This is a genomic window from Imtechella halotolerans, from assembly GCF_028743515.2.
Taxonomy (GTDB): domain Bacteria; phylum Bacteroidota; class Bacteroidia; order Flavobacteriales; family Flavobacteriaceae; genus Imtechella; species Imtechella halotolerans.
Genome location: NZ_CP117969.2, coordinates 893886 through 914263 on the forward strand (window position 1 = coordinate 893886; position 20378 = coordinate 914263).

The 20378-nt window shown below is 34.3% G+C and carries 18 protein-coding genes; 4 read left to right on the forward strand and 14 right to left on the reverse strand.

Going from position 1 to position 20378, the window contains the following annotated elements; translation table 11 throughout:
- Positions 1 to 2: 2 nt before the first annotated feature.
- Positions 3 to 638, reverse strand: a complete 636-nt coding sequence (locus PT603_RS04020) for a response regulator (RefSeq protein WP_008239322.1) — start codon at positions 636 to 638, stop codon at positions 3 to 5.
- On the reverse strand, positions 631 to 2610 hold the full coding sequence (locus PT603_RS04025; protein ID WP_008239321.1) for a tetratricopeptide repeat-containing sensor histidine kinase: 1980 nt from the start codon (positions 2608 to 2610) through the stop codon (positions 631 to 633). The genes PT603_RS04020 and PT603_RS04025 overlap by 8 nt, the downstream gene beginning before the upstream one ends.
- Before the next feature lie 83 nt (positions 2611 to 2693).
- On the opposite strand from PT603_RS04025, the gene PT603_RS04030 reads away from it, so the two are divergent.
- Both PT603_RS04030 and PT603_RS04035 read left to right on the forward strand, forming a co-directional pair.
- Entirely contained in the window at positions 2694 to 3221 is a 528-nt protein-coding gene (locus PT603_RS04030) for a hypothetical protein (RefSeq protein ID WP_008239320.1), read from the forward strand.
- Between the two features lie 28 nt (positions 3222 to 3249).
- Positions 3250 to 4248 carry an OmpA family protein gene (locus tag PT603_RS04035; RefSeq protein WP_008239319.1) on the forward strand — a complete coding sequence of 333 codons (999 nt, stop codon included), beginning with the start codon at positions 3250 to 3252 and terminating at the stop codon, positions 4246 to 4248.
- A 129-nt stretch (positions 4249 to 4377) separates the two neighbouring features.
- On the opposite strand, the gene PT603_RS04040 is transcribed toward PT603_RS04035, so the two are convergent.
- The 11 genes from PT603_RS04040 to PT603_RS04090 all read right to left on the reverse strand — a co-directional run bounded on the left by PT603_RS04040 (position 4378) and on the right by PT603_RS04090 (position 15937).
- Positions 4378 to 4923: a carboxymuconolactone decarboxylase family protein gene (locus PT603_RS04040; RefSeq protein ID WP_008239318.1), complete on the reverse strand. Its 546-nt coding sequence runs from the start codon at positions 4921 to 4923 to the stop codon at positions 4378 to 4380.
- Positions 4924 to 5017: 94 nt separating this feature from the next.
- Positions 5018 to 5845: a helix-turn-helix transcriptional regulator gene (locus PT603_RS04045; protein ID WP_008239317.1), complete on the reverse strand. Its 828-nt coding sequence runs from the start codon at positions 5843 to 5845 to the stop codon at positions 5018 to 5020.
- Positions 5846 to 5915: 70 nt separating this feature from the next.
- A complete protein-coding gene (locus PT603_RS04050) occupies positions 5916 to 6545 on the reverse strand; it encodes a hypothetical protein (RefSeq protein WP_008239316.1) in 630 nt (209 codons plus the stop codon).
- Between the two features lie 202 nt (positions 6546 to 6747).
- Positions 6748 to 7446 (reverse strand): hypothetical protein, encoded by a 699-nt coding sequence (locus PT603_RS04055; RefSeq protein WP_155805626.1) that lies wholly within the window; start codon positions 7444 to 7446, stop codon positions 6748 to 6750.
- A 4-nt stretch (positions 7447 to 7450) separates the two neighbouring features.
- Positions 7451 to 10030, reverse strand: coding sequence for a choice-of-anchor tandem repeat GloVer-containing protein (locus PT603_RS04060; RefSeq protein WP_008239314.1), 2580 nt, complete (start codon positions 10028 to 10030; stop codon positions 7451 to 7453).
- A 9-nt stretch (positions 10031 to 10039) separates the two neighbouring features.
- Positions 10040 to 10528, reverse strand: a complete 489-nt coding sequence (locus PT603_RS04065; protein ID WP_008239313.1) for a DUF3592 domain-containing protein — start codon at positions 10526 to 10528, stop codon at positions 10040 to 10042.
- A gap of 19 nt (positions 10529 to 10547) precedes the next feature.
- The gene (locus PT603_RS04070) at positions 10548 to 13589 is read right to left on the reverse strand and encodes a hypothetical protein (RefSeq protein ID WP_008239312.1); all 3042 of its coding nucleotides are present in this window, start codon (positions 13587 to 13589) and stop codon (positions 10548 to 10550) included.
- Positions 13590 to 13607: 18 nt separating this feature from the next.
- Entirely contained in the window at positions 13608 to 14189 is a 582-nt protein-coding gene (locus tag PT603_RS04075) for a hypothetical protein (protein WP_008239311.1), read from the reverse strand.
- Positions 14190 to 14198: 9 nt separating this feature from the next.
- The gene (locus PT603_RS04080; RefSeq protein ID WP_008239310.1) at positions 14199 to 14546 is read right to left on the reverse strand and encodes a hypothetical protein; all 348 of its coding nucleotides are present in this window, start codon (positions 14544 to 14546) and stop codon (positions 14199 to 14201) included.
- Between the two features lie 10 nt (positions 14547 to 14556).
- Entirely contained in the window at positions 14557 to 15114 is a 558-nt protein-coding gene (locus PT603_RS04085) for a hypothetical protein (protein WP_008239309.1), read from the reverse strand.
- A gap of 13 nt (positions 15115 to 15127) precedes the next feature.
- A complete protein-coding gene (locus PT603_RS04090) occupies positions 15128 to 15937 on the reverse strand; it encodes a DUF4412 domain-containing protein (protein ID WP_008239308.1) in 810 nt (269 codons plus the stop codon).
- Between the two features lie 76 nt (positions 15938 to 16013).
- Between PT603_RS04090 and PT603_RS04095 the strand changes: the two genes are divergently transcribed.
- The gene (locus PT603_RS04095; RefSeq protein ID WP_008239307.1) at positions 16014 to 16565 is read left to right on the forward strand and encodes an RNA polymerase sigma factor; all 552 of its coding nucleotides are present in this window, start codon (positions 16014 to 16016) and stop codon (positions 16563 to 16565) included.
- Positions 16565 to 17290: a tetratricopeptide repeat protein gene (locus PT603_RS04100; RefSeq protein ID WP_155805623.1), complete on the forward strand. Its 726-nt coding sequence runs from the start codon at positions 16565 to 16567 to the stop codon at positions 17288 to 17290. Before PT603_RS04095 ends, PT603_RS04100 begins: the two co-directional genes overlap by 1 nt.
- On the opposite strand, the gene PT603_RS04105 is transcribed toward PT603_RS04100, so the two are convergent.
- Positions 17267 to 20329 (reverse strand): CHAT domain-containing protein, encoded by a 3063-nt coding sequence (locus PT603_RS04105; RefSeq protein WP_008239303.1) that lies wholly within the window; start codon positions 20327 to 20329, stop codon positions 17267 to 17269. The two genes, PT603_RS04100 and PT603_RS04105, sit on opposite strands and share 24 nt — an antisense overlap.
- Between the last annotated feature and the right edge of the window lie 49 nt (positions 20330 to 20378).

Sequence of the window (20378 nt, forward strand, 5' to 3'; positions counted from 1 at the left end):
GGTTAGTCAATTAATTTATGTTCAATGGCAATTTTTACAAGTTCAGCCATATTCCGTGCTTTGAATTTTTGCAACAAGTTTCTTCTGTGTGTTTCTACGGTAATTATGGAGATAAAAAGAGTATCTGCTATTTCGGCCGAGGTATGTCCATTAGCAATAGCTTGTAGGATTTGATGTTCTCTTTTGGTAAGTCTTGGAACCTCATAAGAGTTTGAGGGTTGTTGTAGCATGATTTCCTGAACTTCATTACTTAATGCAAGATTGCCTTCTAATGCTTTTTGTATGCATAACAGAATTTCTTGGGCATCTGCATTTTTTAATATGTACCCATTACCACCATTTTGTAAAAATTGAAAAATGATACTTCGCTCAGCCTGATTACTAAGGGCTATAACAATGGTGTTAGGAGATTTTTGTTTAATAGATTTACAAAAATGTAATCCATTGCCATCATTTAAGACCATATCTAGTAACACGACGTCTACTACATTTTCTTGAATAAAGTCCAATAGAGCTGTCCCTTTTGTAAAGGAAAATACTTGAAAAGTAGTGTGATCCTGTAACAAGGCTTTTAAACCTTCCAAAATCATTGGATGATCATCTACAATGGCCAGTGGAATTTTCCCTGTTTTATGCATAGCATTCGATATTAATAGTCGTGCCTTCACCCACTTCAGATATGATTTCAAATGACCCTTCCACCAGTTTAATACGGTTTTCAATGTTTTTTAATCCCATTCCATAATGTATTTTATAGGTGTCGAAACCAACTCCATCATCTTCAATCGTTAGGTTTATGAGGTTATTATGTTGACTAATTTGGACAATAACATTCGATGCCTGTGCATATTTTATAACATTACTAATACTTTCTTGCGTTATTCTATACAAGGCCAATTGCGTTTGAAAAGGAATGTTTTCTGAAATATCAAAAGCTTCAAATTGTATCGTAAGATGCTGATGACTCATGGATTCACATAATTCTTTTAGCGCTATTTCTATTCCTAGGTTTTTTAGGGTTTCAGGCATAAGGTTTCTAGAAATCCTGCGCATTTCAATGATTGATTTGTCAAGCTTTTTTAAAATATCTTCAGCGTTTTGAATCCGATCTGTATTTTCATTTGAAAGTATCATCCGAATATTGGCTAGCATTCCTCCAATACTGTCATGTAAGTCTTGAGCAATTCGCTGTCTTTCTTGTTCTTCTCCCTGAAGAATGGCTTGAGTTGCCTCATATTTATGCTGTTGTTCTATTTTGTGTAATTGTTGTTGATGGTTGATTTGAATTTGGGTAGTAAGCTTTTTTTGATTTTTATAATTGATATAGATAAGTATGGCTATGATAAGGAGAAGTACCAAAGCAATGGCTAGTAGGCCTAAACGAAGATTTTTATTTTTGGCCTTTAAGGCATTTTCTATTTTTTCTCTTTTTAAGTTATCAATGGTTTGTTGCTTTTCAGCAGTTTTATGCAGTATTTCCAGCTCATTCATTTTTTCCAGTAACTTATTTTGCTGAATACTATCACCTAAGACGGACGCTTTAGTTAACCACTGATATGCCTCCTTATAGTTACCCTGAAGTTGGTTTACGTAGGCTAATTGAGAAAAGGTTATTTTACGATTAACTACTTCTTTAGTCAGTATATTATCCTGTAGAATGTCTTCTAAGACAGCTTGTGCCTTGTTATAATCTTTCAACATTAAATGGACGTTATACATTCGAAACTTTAACAATTGTAGTAGCTTCCATTGTTTGAGCTCTGTAGCTGATTTTACTCCCTTATCCAAACTTTCTATTGCATTAGAATATTCTTGTTTGGTAGTAAAATACATAGCCTGTTGATAGTAGTAGTTAGGAAAATGGGATGATGTTGGATATTTTTCAATGAGTCGACTTGCTTTGTCAATATATATTTTGGCTGATTGACTATCAGGTTTATAACAGTAATTACTTATGAGGTTGAAATAGGTAATTAAGTGAGTGGCAGTTTCAGTGGGTAACTCTTGTAAAACCGCAAGCGCTTTGAGGTGATGTTCTTCAGCTGTATCAAATTGTCCCACGGACATAAAGGTGAGTCCTAATTGAGTCTTAAAATAGGCTTGAAGTTCTTTGTTCTTGGATTCTATGGCCAATGGAATACATTGAGTGGTTAGCTGCTCTACCATATAATCATACCCCTTTTCTTCTACCTGAATATAAGCATATTGATACCAGGCTCGTGCTAAAAGCATCTTACTTTGGGTATTCTTTACTAATCCTACATCTTCAATGACTTTTTTGTAATACGCTTTAGCCTTTTCTTTTTGTGATTGATGTGTGTAATAATATCCTTGATAATAATTAAGCATCGCTTTGGAAAGTACTTCTTTATTTGGATGAAGTAAAACATGGTTTAAAGCTTGTTTACTTTGAATACTGTCTTTAGGAGCCCAATAGGCCGAAATAAGTAATAGATTGTGTAATTGAATGCTATCAGCGCTACTATTTTGAATATTCTCTTGTAGTGCTTGTATATAGTTTTTCTCATCTAATGGGATTAGGTCTTGAGCAAAAAAAGTATTCCAAAAACATACAACTAGGAAATACAGAAGGTTAAGTCGCTTACTCATTTTAGATAACTTAGGCTACAAATATCAACATAAAAGGAGTACTATTTTGATTTAAATAATAAATTCATGGTATACCATTAGAAATGAAATCATGGTTAGTGATGATTGTGGGAAATATTGAATTAAAACAACTTTGCCTTCGTGTAAAATTGAAAAATATATTTATGAAAAAAATGAATTTTAAGAAGAGTAGCATAGTTGTAGTGATGCTTTTAGTAGTTAATGGCTTTATGGTAAGTTGTAGTAAAGACAGCGGAGAGGAAAAAAATCAGGGTACAATAGACATAGCAGTTGGGACCTATAAAGGGACTCTGAATGTGTATGGTGATTTACCTAATTCAGAACAATATAAATTTTATGATGCCGTGTTAATTGTTACCAAAGTAGATAAGGATCACCTTAAAGTAACTGCTAAATCTGGTGAAGATTATTCCGCAGTTACAGAGAAAGTCTTTAAAGTAGAACCCTTTGTTGAAACTGATGTACATTCTGTAATAGGTAATCTTAGTGGGTCATTGTGGTATACCGCAGATGCAAAAAGCATTTATGTGCAAACTGAAGCACAATCTGCAACAGACATTGAATACAGTTTTGATGGTGCCAAACAATAAGTATTACTTTTTATGTTCATAAATTGAAATGAAAGAGTTATTGTTAATTGGTTGTGTTTTTGCACTATTTGCCTGTACCGATAAAACATCCAATAAGCCCCAGCCTATATTGCTTGAGCAAGAGAAATTATCGGATACAACACAGCTCAGCTCAGTTGCTTCCGAGGAATTTTCTGTGAATAGCATCCCTTATTCAGAGGTAGTCATAGGTGCCTTTCCATATATGACCTTACCTGAAGGACTTAAGGCTCAGAATAAACCCTTTCAAAAGGAGTATGATGTTTGTTTTTTTCCTATTAATGGTGTGATGACTCCTTTTGAAGGGAAATTGTACAAACTTAATGTGGTAAAGGAACCCGGGAAAGAGTTTTCTAAAAGGTACTTTGAGAAAAGTCTGGGAACATATCTCGAGTCTATTGGTGGGGTAAAGGTATTTGAGGGTTATATAAGTAAAGATGAATATTATAGATATCATAAAGAAGATCCTAACAAAGGAGATGAGGGTGATATTGGATATTTTGATGAACATATTACTTTCTATATGATTAGATGCAAGGATCAGGGAAATATCTATGTGCAATATTCAGCGGACAACTATAGTGGAAAACTAAATGTATTGCAGGAAAAACAGTTGAATCAGACCATTAAAAAAATATCTTCTAAGGAAATTGTACATACACTAAATGACCAAGGTAAAGTAGTTTTATATATCAATTTTGATATAAATAAGGCAACTATAACTAAAGAAGGGGATGAAGTGGTGATGCAAATAGTAAAGGCGTTAGAGGAGAATAATTCATTAGCTATTTCTATTGACGGTCATACAGATGACACTGGGGAAGGGGAGTACAATATAAAGTTGTCAAAAGAACGAGCTGATGCAGTAGTAAGCAAGCTTGTGCAAAATGGCATTAATTCCACTCGAGTGTCAGCAAATGGATACGGCGCTACCAGACCTTTAGTTCCCAATGATACGGAAGAGAATAAGGCTAAAAATAGACGTGTTGAACTAGTTAAAAGAAATTGATTACTTGATGTAGTATCTAGAAAATCATAGTGTTACTTGCAGTTAGGGCATTTCATGACAACTTTTGGGTTAGTTGATGAAAGTAACATGTAAAACCACCCATTCTTTGGGTGGTTTTTTAGCAACTGATTATAGTTCTTCTGCTAATGGAAAGTCAATTTCGAAATTAGCAAGATTATGAATATAATTACTAATAATTTTGTCACCAATCATCATTACAACATCTATCATATTGGCTTCATCGTAACCGGCTTCAAAGAAGGTGTGTATGGCTTCCTGAGAAGCTTTTCCACGATTATTAACAACTGCAGTAGTGAATTTTGCAAGCGCATCCAGCTTGTCATTAAAATCTATCGTACCTTTTCGAATGGCTAGTATTTGTTCCTTTGAAAAGCCATGCAGTTGACCTATAACTGTATGAGCGGATTGGCAATATTTACACTGATTTAATTGACTAGTTACTAAATTTACTACTTCCTTTTCTTTTGCTGTTAAGGTGGTTTTCCTGTTTTGTAAAGCGAGGTAATCTGCTAAAGCTGTATCGTTTTTAGCAAAATAGGCATATACATTAGGTAGAAATCCAATTTGTTTTTCAAGGGTATTAAAAATAGCTTGATTGTTTGTTGATACTTCCTCTCTTTCGGGAATTCTAAAAGTCACTTTTGTAGTTGTCATATTTGAATACTTAAAATTTGTAGTGCAAATATGAGGAGATTCAGAGGGTGGTAGTTAGGGAAGATTTCCTTAAGACTTATCGATTTTTCCCGTCCTATTCCGTGTTGTTTCTAAAAGTTGAAGGTGATACTCCTTGATTCTTTTTGAAAAATCTACTAAAGGATTGTATGTCTGGGAACCCCAATTCATACCCTATTTCAGAAATGTCCTTTTCCGTATAAAGTAAATATCTTTTTGCCTCTAAGAGGATACGCTCCTGAATAAACTGTAAAGGAGTTTTTCCACTAATTTTTTTAAAGGTATTGGAAATTGTTTTTGGTGATTTAAATAGAAGAGCGGCATATTGAGCAACATGGTGCTTTTTCTTAAAATGTACTTCTACTAAAAAGTTAAATTCTCTTACTAAATCATTTTGGAAAGATGTTACATCATCTAGCTTGTGCTGCTTTTTATAAATACGGGTACATAGAATTAGAATACGCTTTAACATTACCTGAAGCATTTCTAATTGTAAGGCATCATTCATTTCAATCTCTAGGGCGGCCATTCTCCAAGCAGTTTGTAATACCTCCAATTGTGTGTTTTCAAACACAATTATGGGTAATTTAGCAGCTCCATAGTATAAAATTCCTTTACAACTGACCTCACTATCATGATCTAAAATACAATAGAATTGTCTGTTGAACCTAAGAAGATTTACGGTATGTATGTGTTCATATTCAAGCGAATGAAATTGAGTTAAACAGATTACTTCATTGGTGTTAAATGTATATGATTGCCCATCAACTTTAACCTTGTTACCATCAGAGGTAAACCAAAGGAGTCGTAGTACTTCTTTTTGTTTTTCTTCTAAATGTTGGCAATTAGTACGGTCTATAGACTGTATTTCAAAATATTCGTGATGTGTACCTATAAACTTCATGTCCTACAAAGATCGCAATTCTTATATCAAGCTACGACATTATTTCTTTTTAAGTCTCGTCCATTAAAGTTTAGGGTAACTCATAGGCTGTAGAGGCTATAAAAGTCCACACTCCATCTATTTTTTCAAGATAAAAGAGTGTACCGCTTTTATGGGTAGAACCATTTTCAGATGACATGTACCAATAGGATTCCATGCCAACTAGAGCTTGATTACTACTTTCGTTAAATCCTATTTTGGTAAAAGTAGTATACCATTTTCCGCCATTTGGATACTTTTTGTCAAAAAGCTCCCATGATATGCTATGGTTGGCTCTATCAAAATAATAAGAATAGGCATCATTGGAAAGGAGATAAGTTTCTTTACCAGGTACCACAATATCAGGACCTAAAAGGTAGGTAGCACTGTTTTCTAGTTGAAATTGATTGTATAACCCTTCATCCATGGCTGCTAATTTTTCTAAATTAAAAAAAAGAGTCAATTTTTCTTCAGAAGGGGTATATGCAGAGGTTTTCTGTCTTACAACTAGTTGTGAGCTGCTAAATCTTTCTAGTACATGGCTATAGATTTGATATTCATCTATACTGATAGCATCTGCTTGTTCAATTGGAAATTCTGGAATTGAGTCCTCATTTTTATCACAGGAAAATTGGATACATGAACCTACAATAACTACTAAAAATGCCCATACTTTTTTCATACAATCTACTTTATATACTCTCTATTGTTTTAGGCAGTGATAGTTGAATGACTAACAACTGCGTTTTTACAATTTAAAAATTCGAAAAGCAGAAGTCAATAATTATGCCATATGGTGTAGGGAAACTGTGAAATTAAGAAAGGTTTTTAGTGTTAATGCATTAAAATTTATATTTTCCAATAAAAAATGGTTTATATGGTATCTAAAAATATTTTCCAATCCATTTGGAGGTTGGAATATTTTCTACGGATTTGACACTTACCTTATCTGGAAAAGATGCCATGATGTTAGGGTCGGTTTTGTAAATATGTTCAATTTTGTATTCAAGAAAATTAAATCCTTGTTTTAACTGTAAATCGTAGCTATAGGCAACCTGGACATCTCCATCCTCTGCTGCTTTTGTTTGTATACATTCTTCTTTATAATTTACGGGTTTGGATACATATATAAGCTTATAATAAGAGCCTATTATTGGATCCATATAGGCAGGGTCTTCAACCCATGGAAGGAGTTCCTCATTAGATACGGTAAATATGACGCCTACATATCGATTGTCACTTGTCCAAAGGGAAAGGAAGCCAGCATCAAATGAGAATACATTTTCCTCTTCTGATACCATATCCATTCCATAATCACATTGAGAAAATAAGGTATACCATAGCTTTGAAGATTCGCTGGTAGCCATTTCAGTTGATACGGCGATTTCCTTTGGAAAATTAAAATTAATGGTTCCAGAAGATGGTACTTGCCCTACCTCAATGGGTTGTTCCATGCCAAAAGGCATTACCATCACTCGTACATCTAATGCGCCAAAGGGATAGTTTTCAATTTTTGGTGGTGTTTGTGAGCATCCTATAAAGGAGATAACTAAACAAATTAGTAGTGGAAGTCTGTTATTCATGACATTATTTTTTGATGAATTTGAATTTTTGGGTTTCTCCATTGCCTATGGTTAGTTTTAAAAAGTATAATCCTGGTTTTAAGCTAGTGAGTTCAATTGATTTATCTTGATCATAGATTTTTTTATACAGATGTTGCCTACCTAGCACATCATAAATATGGATTTGTACAATTTCTGTAGGGAGGGATGTGATGGTCAATTTTTCACTAACAGGATTTGGATAAATTTGAATTGTTGGACTATCTTCAATAGGGTTTGTGGATAATAAGGTGTCATACTCCATTTCTACTGGGGCCCCAATTGGAGATAAGCCCGTACTTGAATCGAACTCAATTAGTGTTGTTAATTGATTGGTTTGTGGATTTAAATGAAATAATACTCCTTGCTTTGTTATGTCAGTATAGTTGCTATTTTTCAGTAACCCTAACAGTGTATTTTCTGAGGTTTTTAAAAGTCTAAATTGTGGCAAAAATCCAGTGTTTAATACATCGAAGACGGTGACCTCAGTAAACTCATTGGTAACTATGTTGAATTTAAAAATACCTCCAGCATTATTAACCCCACCAGAATAAAATCCGTATAAGACGTTTTGGTCAACTTCTATCAAGGAGGTGTTGTTTCCTGAATAGGAAGTTGTAAAATCGTATTTTTTGGTAAGTGTTTTTGTGGTAATGTCAAATTCGAATAAGATTCCTTTTTTGTTAGCACCACCATTAAAACTCATTCCGTATAATTTCCCATTGGAGGCTTGGAATAGTGCTTTTCCCGAGTGACCAAAATCAGTGCCTACAAAATCGCCTACATTTTGGAAGTTGTCCTCAATAAAATCATATTGAAAGATGTACCCAATATTATTAAGACCTCCAGAGGATGTAGTCCCATATATTTTACCATCAGTTGCTTCCATGAGCTCTGAGGGTGTATTCCCAAAAGAGGGAGATGCGAATGAGACTCTGGGAGTGTAGGTATTGGTTTGTAAATCAAATTCAAATAATGATTCCTGATTACCCATAAAAGTACTCACACCATAAATTTTGCCATTAGAGGCCATCATGACGGAAGCTTCAGTCAAATTTTGAGGGGACTGAGTCGGACTAAAATCAAATTTTTTCAGTAGGGTATTATCGCTTGGATTATATTCTAAAAGTGTGCCGTAGCTTAAATTATTGCCTCCTGCCGATGTAGTTATATATAATTTACCATTGTTTCCTTTTGCAAATCCAGCTTTGAAATTTTTACCATTTTCTGCATAATTGAAATCTATTTTTTTTTCAAAGGAGTCATTCTCGAAATCATATTGGTATAAGGTTCCACTTAAGCCATACCCTCCTTTTTCAGCTGTTGCATACAATTTTCCGTTAGAGGCCATAACAAAGCTGCCTTTAGGATTTTTACCAGCACTACTTAATTCGAAATCAAATTTCTTGGTATAGGTATTGGTTTGAATATCAAATTCAAAGATTACTCCGTCATTATTACTACCTCCAAGATTTGTTAGTCCCATAAATTTGTTGTTTCCCACCTCAATAAGTTTCCCGGTAGGAGTATTTCCATTTTCGAGAGTTAGGTCAAATTTTTTGGTATAGGACTCTAAGGCAATATTATACTCATAAATAACGCCTCTATTGTTAACTCCACCATCCCTGGTTAGACCATATAGATTTCCATTGGTGCCTATTGTTAAACTTAATGAGGGAGAGCCGCCAGTACTAGCACGGGCAAAATCAAATTTTTTTTCAAAGGTGTTACTGTCAATACTGTATTTGAATAGGGTACCGCTTTTATCGGCTCCACCTCCAGAGGTAGTGCCATATAGTGTGCCCTCAGCAACTTCAACTAAAATGGTGGGTGCCACTCCTGTATTGTCTCCATCAAAATTGAAAAGTGTACTAAAGCTTTCGGTAGTGTAATCGTAACTGAATAAAACGCCTTGTCCATAAGTTCCTCCTCGGTTTGTGAGACCATAAAGTTTTCCATCTGATCCCTGAATTACATTTGCATACAGGTTCTGGCCCATGGTAACACCATCAAAATCTAATTTTTTAGTGAGAGTTTTACTGGCAATATCATACTCAAACAAGGTCCCTAAATCATAAAGTCCTCCGTATAGTGTAGTACCATATAGTTTTCCATTTTTGGCTAAAATGACATTTGAATAGGGGGATCTACCAGACGTTACTTTTTCAAAATCATGTAGTTTGGTATAGGTCTCTGTGGCTATATGATAGGCATAAAGAACACCATTTTCAAACTCTCCTCCATCTCCTGTAGTACCATATAAGGTTCCTTTAACCTCACATAGGCTGGAATTGTCAGGTTGCGCTCCAGGGTTTGTATATTTTAATTCATGAAGGATGGTATAGTTCTCCCCATTTAGGTCAGTTTTGAATATAGTACCTAAGCTTCCGTTCCCGCCATTGTTTACTCCAAAAATGGCCCTTTCTTGTGCAAATGAAAAAGTTAGAGTACCTAGTAAGCAAAACAATAGAAGTTGTTTAATCCTTTCATTGATGCCTTTTGATGTATGTATACATTTACTGCTAGGCCCTAGGTTGTTTACAATAAGGAGTATTTTTATCTGCATAGGATGTACTTAATTAAACAATTGCATTAATTGATTTAGTAGGTATAGAAATAGATTTTGATCGTATATGGCTAGTACACCTAGTATGGCTACCAGACTGAAAAAACCGATTCCTAAGGAGGCCCCGTTATTTCTGCCAGGCTCTAACACGGCTTGTGTTGGTTTTATTGGATTATAATACACATCTATGATTTGATCCTCCTTGTATTTCTTTTCAAATTCTCTAGCATGATGTTTATGATAGATATTGGAAGTTGAAAACATAATTCTACTGCTTTGATACGGTTTTCTATGTACAACATACTCATAGGTAAGCTTGAACTTATATTCTGCACCATAATCAGTAATGGTGATTATTTTCCCACTTACTTTTGGCCAGTGAATAGAGGCTTTGGAAACTAATAGATTTCGTATTAGAACCAGGAGTAATGGTATAGAGAATAGGAGACTCAGTAGTCCCGATAATTCTATTTGTGACATTTCCTGAAACATTTTCATAGCATGATGTTTTTTGAATTTAACCGCAAGAGGTTCCAGGAAGTCCTTTTCCACCCATGAGTGAAATCATTAAGTCCAAACCACCCATGACTTCTCCAACCTTGCCCAAAGCAAAGAACATAATTTCTTTATTTACATTACAGGCCAATTCCTTTAGGGCTTCTGCAACCTTGTCTTCCATTCCTGTATTATCCATAACTATTAAAACTTCTGTGACAATAGCATATAGTTTAACCAGGGTTTTTCCATAGGTAGCCACAATGCTTAATGGGGTATTAGCAACCCCCATGGCAGTGAATATGGCCATATACAAATCCATTACTTTGTTGAGTTCTTTGAGCTGCTGTTCAATGCTTTTTCCTCCACCTGCACCATCGCTAAGTATACCGTATAATTCTCCATTTTTATCCACTTGCCAAAATGCTTTTTGAGTGGCTGTTGGATCAAAAATTTTAAAAGTACCATCACCTCGATAGATTCGTTCATACCAATACTCTTGGAAAGGATCATCCCTGCTAATATTTTTAAACCAATTTGAACTTATGGCCGTTTCTCTTTCAATTAGAGATGATTTTTTAAGTAACTCATAGGTGTTATTAGAAAATAATGCTGCCTCTCGTAGTGCTAACTGAGCAGTCTTTTCTAAGGTTGTTTTAAAAGCACTTTGCTTCCCATCCGTAAAACTTATGTAAGATGAAGTAGGCAAATAATCAAAGGATTCAATTAATTCTTTTTCTGAAATATTCAGTTGTTGTTTATAAATGCCAATTCTTATTCCCGAAGCAAAGGTGTAGGTACTATTGGTAATTCCATTTTCGATCGGAGCCATTAGTAGTATTGCGTTGGGATGATATTGCATGCCTCCTTTTTCAAATTCGGTTTTTGCAGTTGCTACATCGTCATCTAATAGCGCTTCTCCCCAAGCTCTAGTCGATAATTTGAACTTCAACAAATCGGCTATGGTAGCCGCCAAGGTAGGTCCTTCTCCTTCAAAATAGAAGGTACATCCTCCAAAAAGTAGGCTTTTAACATCTAAGAAATTGGCATTGATGGGTTTTATATTTTTTTGTGTAACGGGATCCCAGCCTGCCAGGACACGTTTGATTTTTTTATTTCCAATTTTTAAATCCAAGTATAATCCAATGATCCCTTGGTTAAGTTCCTGCATGTTTTCAGTAGTGTCCAGCGTAAAAGTGTCGGTTGCCTGAAGACGCTTAGTATCCATATTTAAAATAAGCTCATGTTCCTTATCCGTGGTGGTGTAATATGAAAATGTATAGGTTGAAATATCCATGGAATTGACATAGGCCACTACCTTCTCTATAACTTTATTTTGTTCCATGGCTGATACAACTTCACCGTTGGTAATTTGAGCCATCGTATCGAAGGTTTGCTTTACATGGGAAGCTTCACTGTTATTAACATTGAGGATAAGTGCTGGAGGTCCATTTTGATAGGTGGTGTAATTTTCTTCTTCATAACGGTCGTCGTTGTCACCATCAGTGGCATAAATAATGAGATCGTAATCCGTTTTTGAGGCCTTAAGCAACCAGGTAAATAGCTCCGAAGGAGTTGGCCATTTGTCTATTATAGCAGCTGGAAAAGTAGTTAGAATCTTTTGTTGCAAGGTATTAATGAATGCATCCATTTGTTCCTTATAATACTCTTTGGGCATGCTTAAAGAGACATCATAAAGCATAAGAATTTTAGGAGTTTTATGGTTTGATTCCATCAGTACCTGAACCATATTATTATTGTCAGTGAAGTTGAAATCACCAGCCTGTAGACCTTCAATATTATTACCAAGAGAATCTTTTACGTCAACATATAGTTTTACTTGTGATTTAAATACAGGAATGGCTTTAAGATAAATGTTGTCAATTGTTTTAAGTAAATCAGAACTTGATGTATTCAGAACGATTGGAGCATTCTGATTTGAGGCATCAGGAATAATTACTTTCTTTCCTTCTAAAGTAAAAGCATCGCCTATAAACGAATTGGCTTCTAAGGTCTCAGCAGTTGCCTCTAAAGACTGAAACGCTAGGACAGGGGTGAACACTCGTAAATTATTTATGGGAACCAGTGCACTTTGTTCAATGGTTAGACCATTTAAAGAGCTAAACAGTACTTGGTTTCCAATAAGATCTTGTGACTTCCAAACTCCAGAGACCAAAGGTAATTCCTTATCAGGATGGATAGCTTCTCTATATGAAAGTTGGATTTCTACTGTTTCTTCGTTTTGTTTTTCGGGGGGAGCAGATGAAATTTGACCGCTGTCCCTTAATTCCCCAAAAGGAACAGCGGTGTCAAATAAATGAGCATATTTAGTTTGCCCTTCTAGTTCAAATTCCACTGTTGGAGTGGCAGAATTATCCCACCTAAAATCAAAATCCAACTTTTTTAGTTTCTCTTTATCGGGAATATATTCCCATAATTGTTCTGCCAGCTCTTCAGCTTTGATATGATTACTTTCAAAAAGAGAGTTCTGGGTATCAGTTGTAATTTGAAGATCATCTTTCCATTGTTTCCACTGTGCTTTAGATACTTCTATCGTATAAGCACGTTCTATGGGGCGAAGAAAGAAAGCCATTGCTTTTTTAGGAGTAATGGTAGTGCGTTCTGTAACTATCTTGGAGGGAATACCTGCCTGTGTATACATTTGATGCAGCAAGGCAGCCTTCTCTCTAGGGGTGGCCATACCATATCGTAAGGCCCCTTTAATTCCCCATTTTAATTGGGTGCCAATGTAACCTAAGGATCTATCATTTGCTGGTATTAAATGAATTTCGTCCCTTACAAAATCGAACATGGCCTTAGCATCTTTGGAGATTACTAAGTTTTTCATTCTAGATTCCAAATGATCAGGACAGGTTTCCAATGATAAAAGCATTTCCTCCCATATTTTGTAAGGTACTTTTCCTGAACCTTTATAGGTTTTTTGTTTGGTAGAACAACTTACAATAGACCATGGTATCTGAGCGGCTAAATAGTACAAGGCTATTTGCTGAATAAATTCACGTCTTGAATTTGTATTGGATTCTATAGGAGTTTTAGGTTTCATTATGGCATAAAGAAGTTACTATCTGAAGTTTGCTAGAACATTGACATCAAAGGAATCCCAGAGCTGATCTGGTGTCATTTGTATCAAAGTATTATTATTTGCTAGTGTAATATAATAGCGATCTCTAAAAAGGAATCTGATTTCACTTTGTCCTGTGTTGATGTAATAATCTGAGGTTGTTTTAATACCATTACGCTCCTTTCTAATAATTTTAAATCCTTCAGAGAATTCATCTTTATTATAAGAATAGCTATCTAAAAAGTGGGCTGCCGCTTGACTATTAATTCCAGAGGCATCCATTACAGAAAGGGTAATTTTGTGATTCCCGAAATTCCCAATGATTTGTTGTCCTATAACAGTAATCCTATCATCAACAGCCAAATCGTTAATTCTTTTAGGAAAGGCATCCCTTAATTGATCTTCATTTAAAGGAATGGTGTTTGCCAGTTTATTGGCTACTATTTGTCCTTTACTCTCTTCTTGTTGAGTAGATTTAGTTTGATTCAATACTTGTTTAATTTGAGTCAAGCCTTGTTTTTCCTTTTCTTGACATGCTAACAGTAGGAATAGGAATGCTGTAATAAGGATTGGTCTTTTCATAGAAGTGAATTATATATTTTTAAACCATTCAATGAATTTTGTACCTAAAAAGGGGACAGGCTTTTCATGATTATTTATGGCGTTGATAAGACCAATTACCCACATATAAATCAAGACAAATAGGCCGAAAAAGTTTATAATCCAACCTATTATTGGAATCATTCCAATAACTCCAAGAGCAAGGCCTAACACAGCTAAACCTAAAGATTGTCTAATATGATAACTCGCATAGCTGTTTTTTTTGTCATTATTCATGACAAAGGCAACAATTAAACCGATGATAGTGATATAGGCAATGATGGCAATATTTTTACCTTCTTGTTGGGTTGTGGTCGTTTTGTTTTCAATAGTGTTCATAGTGTATGATTTAATAGTTGTCTAGTTTTTTTAAGTCTTCTTCTTTAATATAACTCCATAGAATATCGGGAACCTCTGGACCTTCTAATACTAATTTGAAGCGATTTTTATAAATAAACTCGATAGAATATCTATTGATCTTGGGCTGGAGAAAGGCTAAGGTTTTGTACCCGTTACGTTCCTGTCTTATATATTGTGTCCCCTCAGGTCCAATCAATTTTGACTGATAGGTTGCCTCAAAATTTTTAACTATAGCGGTATTTTCTATTCCATCTGATAGAGAATAATTATAGCTGTTATCAAAACTACCATAACTGGCAGTGGCCAAAGACTCTTGCGCATATGCAAAAATGTCAAATTGCTTGTGAGAACCTAAATAATCAGGAAAAAACGTGCTCAGTTGTTCCTTATTCAAAGACTTAATTTTTGGAGCTTTTTTAACAGTTGAATTGACTTTCTTGGAAGTTAAAAGCTTCTCTTTGGTACTTTCAGTTGGTGTAGCTGAATCGTTTTTACATGCACTAGCTATGGTGAAAAGTACGATTAATAGCAAGGTTGATTTTTTCATTAGAATTTGAAGATTACATTGATTTATATGCTGACTTAGAAATAGTCTTTGTTACTTTTTCCAGGCCAATGCATTCTATTTGAGCGTCTCTTTTTTTATTCTTTAGATGTTTCATATCCATAAAAATCATTAGAACTTTATCGTCTTTATTGAAGTAATTTTGGAGTTGTACCGGAATTTTTGTTTGCTGATTTTTATAAATGTCATCAAAACTCACTTCCGCCTCATCCGTGAAATACATATCCATTTGATATTCGGAATTGGTTGCTCTTACTCCTTTACAATTAAATCCGTTGATGGTTTTGGAAGGCAAGGATTGAAAATTGAATTCTTCTACAGATTCCTCAGTGTCTTCAAGGTTTAGATCATCTGAAATCTGACTTGCCATTACTATATTGTTTCCTTTGGAAGTCATAAACATGGCTGTTATTTTGTTCTCATTGTCCATCACAGTAAACATGGAGTTCATGGCCTCAGTAGTAAATCCAAAATAGCCTGCACCAGGATGTAGATAATAATCAAGAATCATTTGACCATCCTTAGTAGTCATTTTTAAAGAATACTTCCATGTGAAAGTATATGAATCGGCAATTAAATCTGGACTTGCTTTCGTATTACCTGTGTTGAATGGATTTGTATTAAGAATTTTATCCATTGATTTTGAGGTCTTTTCAGCAGCTTTGTCGGAGGTTTTTTCAACGATGACATTTTCGACCTTTTGTTCTACCCTGTTTTTAATTTTTTTCAAGAGTTGGGCCTGAGTAGTATTGATTGAAAACATCAAAAAGATGATAGTTAACAACTGGGAATTTGCTCTTTTCATTTTGATTTGATTTTTAATAATTTATCTTTAGTGGCATAAATTTTCCGAATGTTAACATCCCGAAAAAAAATGTTTTATGGAGCAACAGTATGTTGAGGCATTTAAATCTGATGATAATCGTATACTAAAAGAGCTGTATAATGCTAATAGGGCATCATTTCTTAACTTTACGAACAAGTATAAAATGCTAAAAGATGATGCTGTTGATGTGTATCAGGAAGCCTTTATTATTGTAAGATCTCATGCGATCTCTGGAAAGTTGGATACTGTAAAATGCAGTTTAAAAACGTATCTTTTTGGAATAGGAAAGCATTTGGTATATAAGAAATTACAAGAGAATTCGGTAAAGACTATCTATGATGCATCACAACATATAGTGGATCACTATGATGAAATTGTCGTAGAACCTCAAGAGGAACTTACTGAGGAACAATTGCTTTTAAAACACTTTTTCATACAACTAGGTAAAAGTTGCCAACAGGTGTTAACATTAGCCTTTTATAGAGGACTAACTAATGAGGAAATTGCTGAAATAGGGCAATATGAAAGTGAAGCTGTAGTAAGAAGCCAGAAATCACGTTGCTTGAAGACATTAAAAAATTTGATTCTAAATTCTAAAAAGAAATGATGGATAAGATCTTAATAGAAAAGTATTTTACCGGAAAAATCACTGCTGAGGAATCTTTGGAATTTAAAAAGAGATATATAAGTGATCCAGAGTTTAAACAGGAAGTTGATTTTTATAAAAATGTAAAAAAGGTTGCTGGGGCTGTCGATGATGAAAATTTTAAGGTTACCTTGCAGTGCTTTGAATCTGAATTCTCTAGAAGAAGGTCGATAAGACCTACTGATCGAATAAGGACATTTATAGCTATTGCAGCGGTATTTGTGATTGGATTTAGTATAGTTTCATTATGGCCTACTAAGGTAAGTGAGGCAGATCTGTTTAATACGTATTTTGAACCTTCAAAAAATATTAGTATTCCAATTATACGCTCGGAAGGCAGTCAAGAAATCATTACTGAAGCTTTTGATGCCTATTCTATAAAGGATTATGAAAAGGCCGCTAGCTTGTTTGAGAAGGCCTTTACTGTTCATAGAAACCCAGAATTGCTTTTTTATCAGGCGAACTCGTTACTTGCTAATGGACAAACTGAGTATGCTATTGAACAATTTAAAAAACATTTAGAGTTACAAGAAATGCTTACCAATCGCAGTCATTGGTATTTGGCTTTGGCGTATTTGAAATCTGGGAATTTGAAAGAAACCAAAATAGCACTTAGGGCCTATATTAAAACAGGAGAACGTTTTAAAAGGGAAGAAGCAATGTCACTTTTGGAATCTCTGGAATAATTTTTTTCTGTATGCTATTAAAGGTACTAGTGGAAGAATAAACAATGACCACCACCATGAGTTGGGTGTGTCAAAAAGTGGGTGAGTATTTCCACTTATTACAAACCCTGACCAATAATATGGATGTTTTAAAAGTTCATCTTCTGTAAATTTAAGATAATCTAATTTTGCATTTTTTAAAGCTTCATCTTTAGGCTCCCCTTTCTTTAAATGTATATAGAAATATTCCATTATCTGGGCAGTGGCATGATCATCCACTTTCCATAAACTCATAACAGTACTGGGGATTCCAGCATAGTTAAATGCTCTAGATAAACTAATGACTCCCTCACCATCTTTATACAATCCGTTACCTGTATCACAAGCACTTAAAACGGCCATGTTTGCCTTAAATGTTTCATTATACAGTTCAGAAATAAAAAGTTTATTATCCTTTTCTCCATAGAAATCAAGGGAGGAAAATTCAGGATGTACATCATCAATTTGAGAATGCATTGCTAGGTGTAAGATAGTAAATTTATTGGCGTTTGCCAGAAATTGGTCTTTCGATGCTTTTAAAAATTGTTTTCCCTTTATAATGGCCGTTATGTTATTCACTTCTTTAGAAACGCTTGCAAGCATGGCATCAGGATTTGATGCTGAAAATGCACCTAAACTAATTTGATTTAAATCCGGAAATATAGATTGTTGATCAGTATAGAGTAGAAGTGAGGGTGCATAACTAACAGAAGGCATTCCCTCTGACATCATCAATACCTCAAAAGGAAAGTATTGTAAAGGTCCATCGGGAATAATAGTTATTTTTTTATAGCTGGCATAAGAACTATTGGGTAATAGTAATTCTTTTAAAGTTCTTACATTTTTTTGATAGGATTGATTTCTGGTTTTTAACTTATTTAAACCTATAGTCAATTCATCAGATATGAATGTTTTATTTCCGATTAGCTGCAATTTTATGGTCCCTTTTGTTATACTGAATACATAAAGGGTTTCAGCTGTTTGTACATATCGCAAAATGACTTCATTTTCATGTAAGTTTTTTTGCAGTTTGTAAATATCAAAGTGGTTTATCGTAAATTGATAGTATGCCTTGCTATATAGTTTTATAGAATCCTGAATGCTATTTAACTCATTTTTGAATTCAAAGACCTTTTCTTTCCAAATCGCTATTTTATCGAGATCTAATTCCTTATTGGTGCTTAGTAATTGCTTTTGATAAAAATTAAGTTGTGCCTTTATGGACTCTTCTTTGTGAAGAAAATGTTTGGGAACATCTAATTGTTGACGTTGGTTATTAAACACAAACTTTGACCAAATAAGTTTCGATCCATTGTTTTCAATCGTGTTTAAAACATTGATTAAGATAGTTTGGTTAGAAGGATCCTTTAAGGATGCTTGCAATAGACGTTCATTTATGGCATTGTAGGATTTATACAACTCATCATTATAGTGTTCACCCAGATAAAGCTGATTGTAAATGGTTGCTGCCAAAAGATAGCGATGTATGGCTTTTTCATGGAACACTTTATTATTTTTCTCTTCGTTTAATTCCATGTATAAATCCCCCATTCGTAAAAAACCTTCAATTACTTCAAAAGATACAAGTGGTTTTATGCTTACTTCATTGGTGTGTTCTAAAGAATCATTATCATTTTTTAAAAGTGTATAAGCCTTATCAAAATAATGCTGTGCCTGACTATATTTCTTTAATGCTTGATAAGCACGACCATTTAAAATTGCTATTTTAAAGGAGTCTTGGATTTCTTTGTTTTCATCTAAAGTGCTAATTTGTTTCAGTAAAACAATAGCATCGGCATCCCTTTTGGAGTCTAGTAAGAGTTCTACTTTTGCTAGTAAAAAAGGGATTTCCTTAGTGTATTGGATTGATTTGTAGGACTGCTGTAAATGTATGGCCTTATCTATGAGTGAAAGCGCTTCTACTTTATCTCTTGAAGCAATTAGATTAGCGTAGAATTTCATTGTTGCAGTTACTATTGTTGTTTCAAATGGAAGTAACTTTTTGGTGGTGTTTATTGTTTTTAAAATTTGCTGTGCATAAAATGTTGATTTTAAGGTGTCTTTTTTTCTAGCATAGTGCAACATTAAATCATGCCATTCCTTTAGTTTATCCTCATAAATCTCCTCTTTATTCCTCAAAAAGCCATTGATTTGAGAAGCAAATTTCGTAGCCCTTAACTTTTGCTTTTTTAGAATGTATTCTTCCGCCTTGTCATAGTCACCATAATAGGAATACCAATAGAATAAATTTCGATAACAGCGGTAAAGGAACTGTTTATCATCATTTTGGTTTAAACCTTCCCAGATGGCCTTAGCCTTTAAGAGTGATTCTAATTCCTTTTTATGCAATCCTAAATTCCGATACTCAACGGCAATATTATTGTAGGCTTGTGCTATATCGGTGTGGGTGTCACCAATGATATTTTTGTATAAATTTAGTGAAGTCTGGTAATTTTCTACAGCTTTAGAATAATCCCCTAATTTACTGTATATATAGCCTATGTCATAAATTAAGTCAACAAATGTCTTATCGTTAGAAGATAAGGTGTCTTTTACAATTTTAAGCCCTAATTGTGCTTGTTCAAGGGCATGTTTCCAATTCCCTAAATAAGCAGTTTGGTGGTAAATTCTATTTTGAATATTGTATTGAAATTTTTTGTCTGGAACCTTTGCTTGAAGATAAATATCCCGGGCTTTAATAGCATATTGCAAGGCGCTGTCTAGATACAGTTCTCTTGCTTTTTTAGTAATGGAGACGTTGGGATTATGATAATTGTAACTTTTGAATTCTAATCTAGCGGAATTTGTGTGGTAGTATTTTGCTTGAATATATAGTTTGTAGTCATCAGTTTTGTACGTTTTGGACAATGCTTTTTTTCGGTAGAGAAGTGACTTTTCATAGTTACCATCATTGTGTAAAGAATCGGCCAAAGTAGTTAGACTATCTCGACTAAAGATGCTTTGACAGAAGCCATTATTTACAAATAGTATGAAGATAAAGACAATTGAGGTAAACTTCATTGTATGGTCTAACTAGTTTAAAAATACACAATAGTTTTTAAAAATTAGT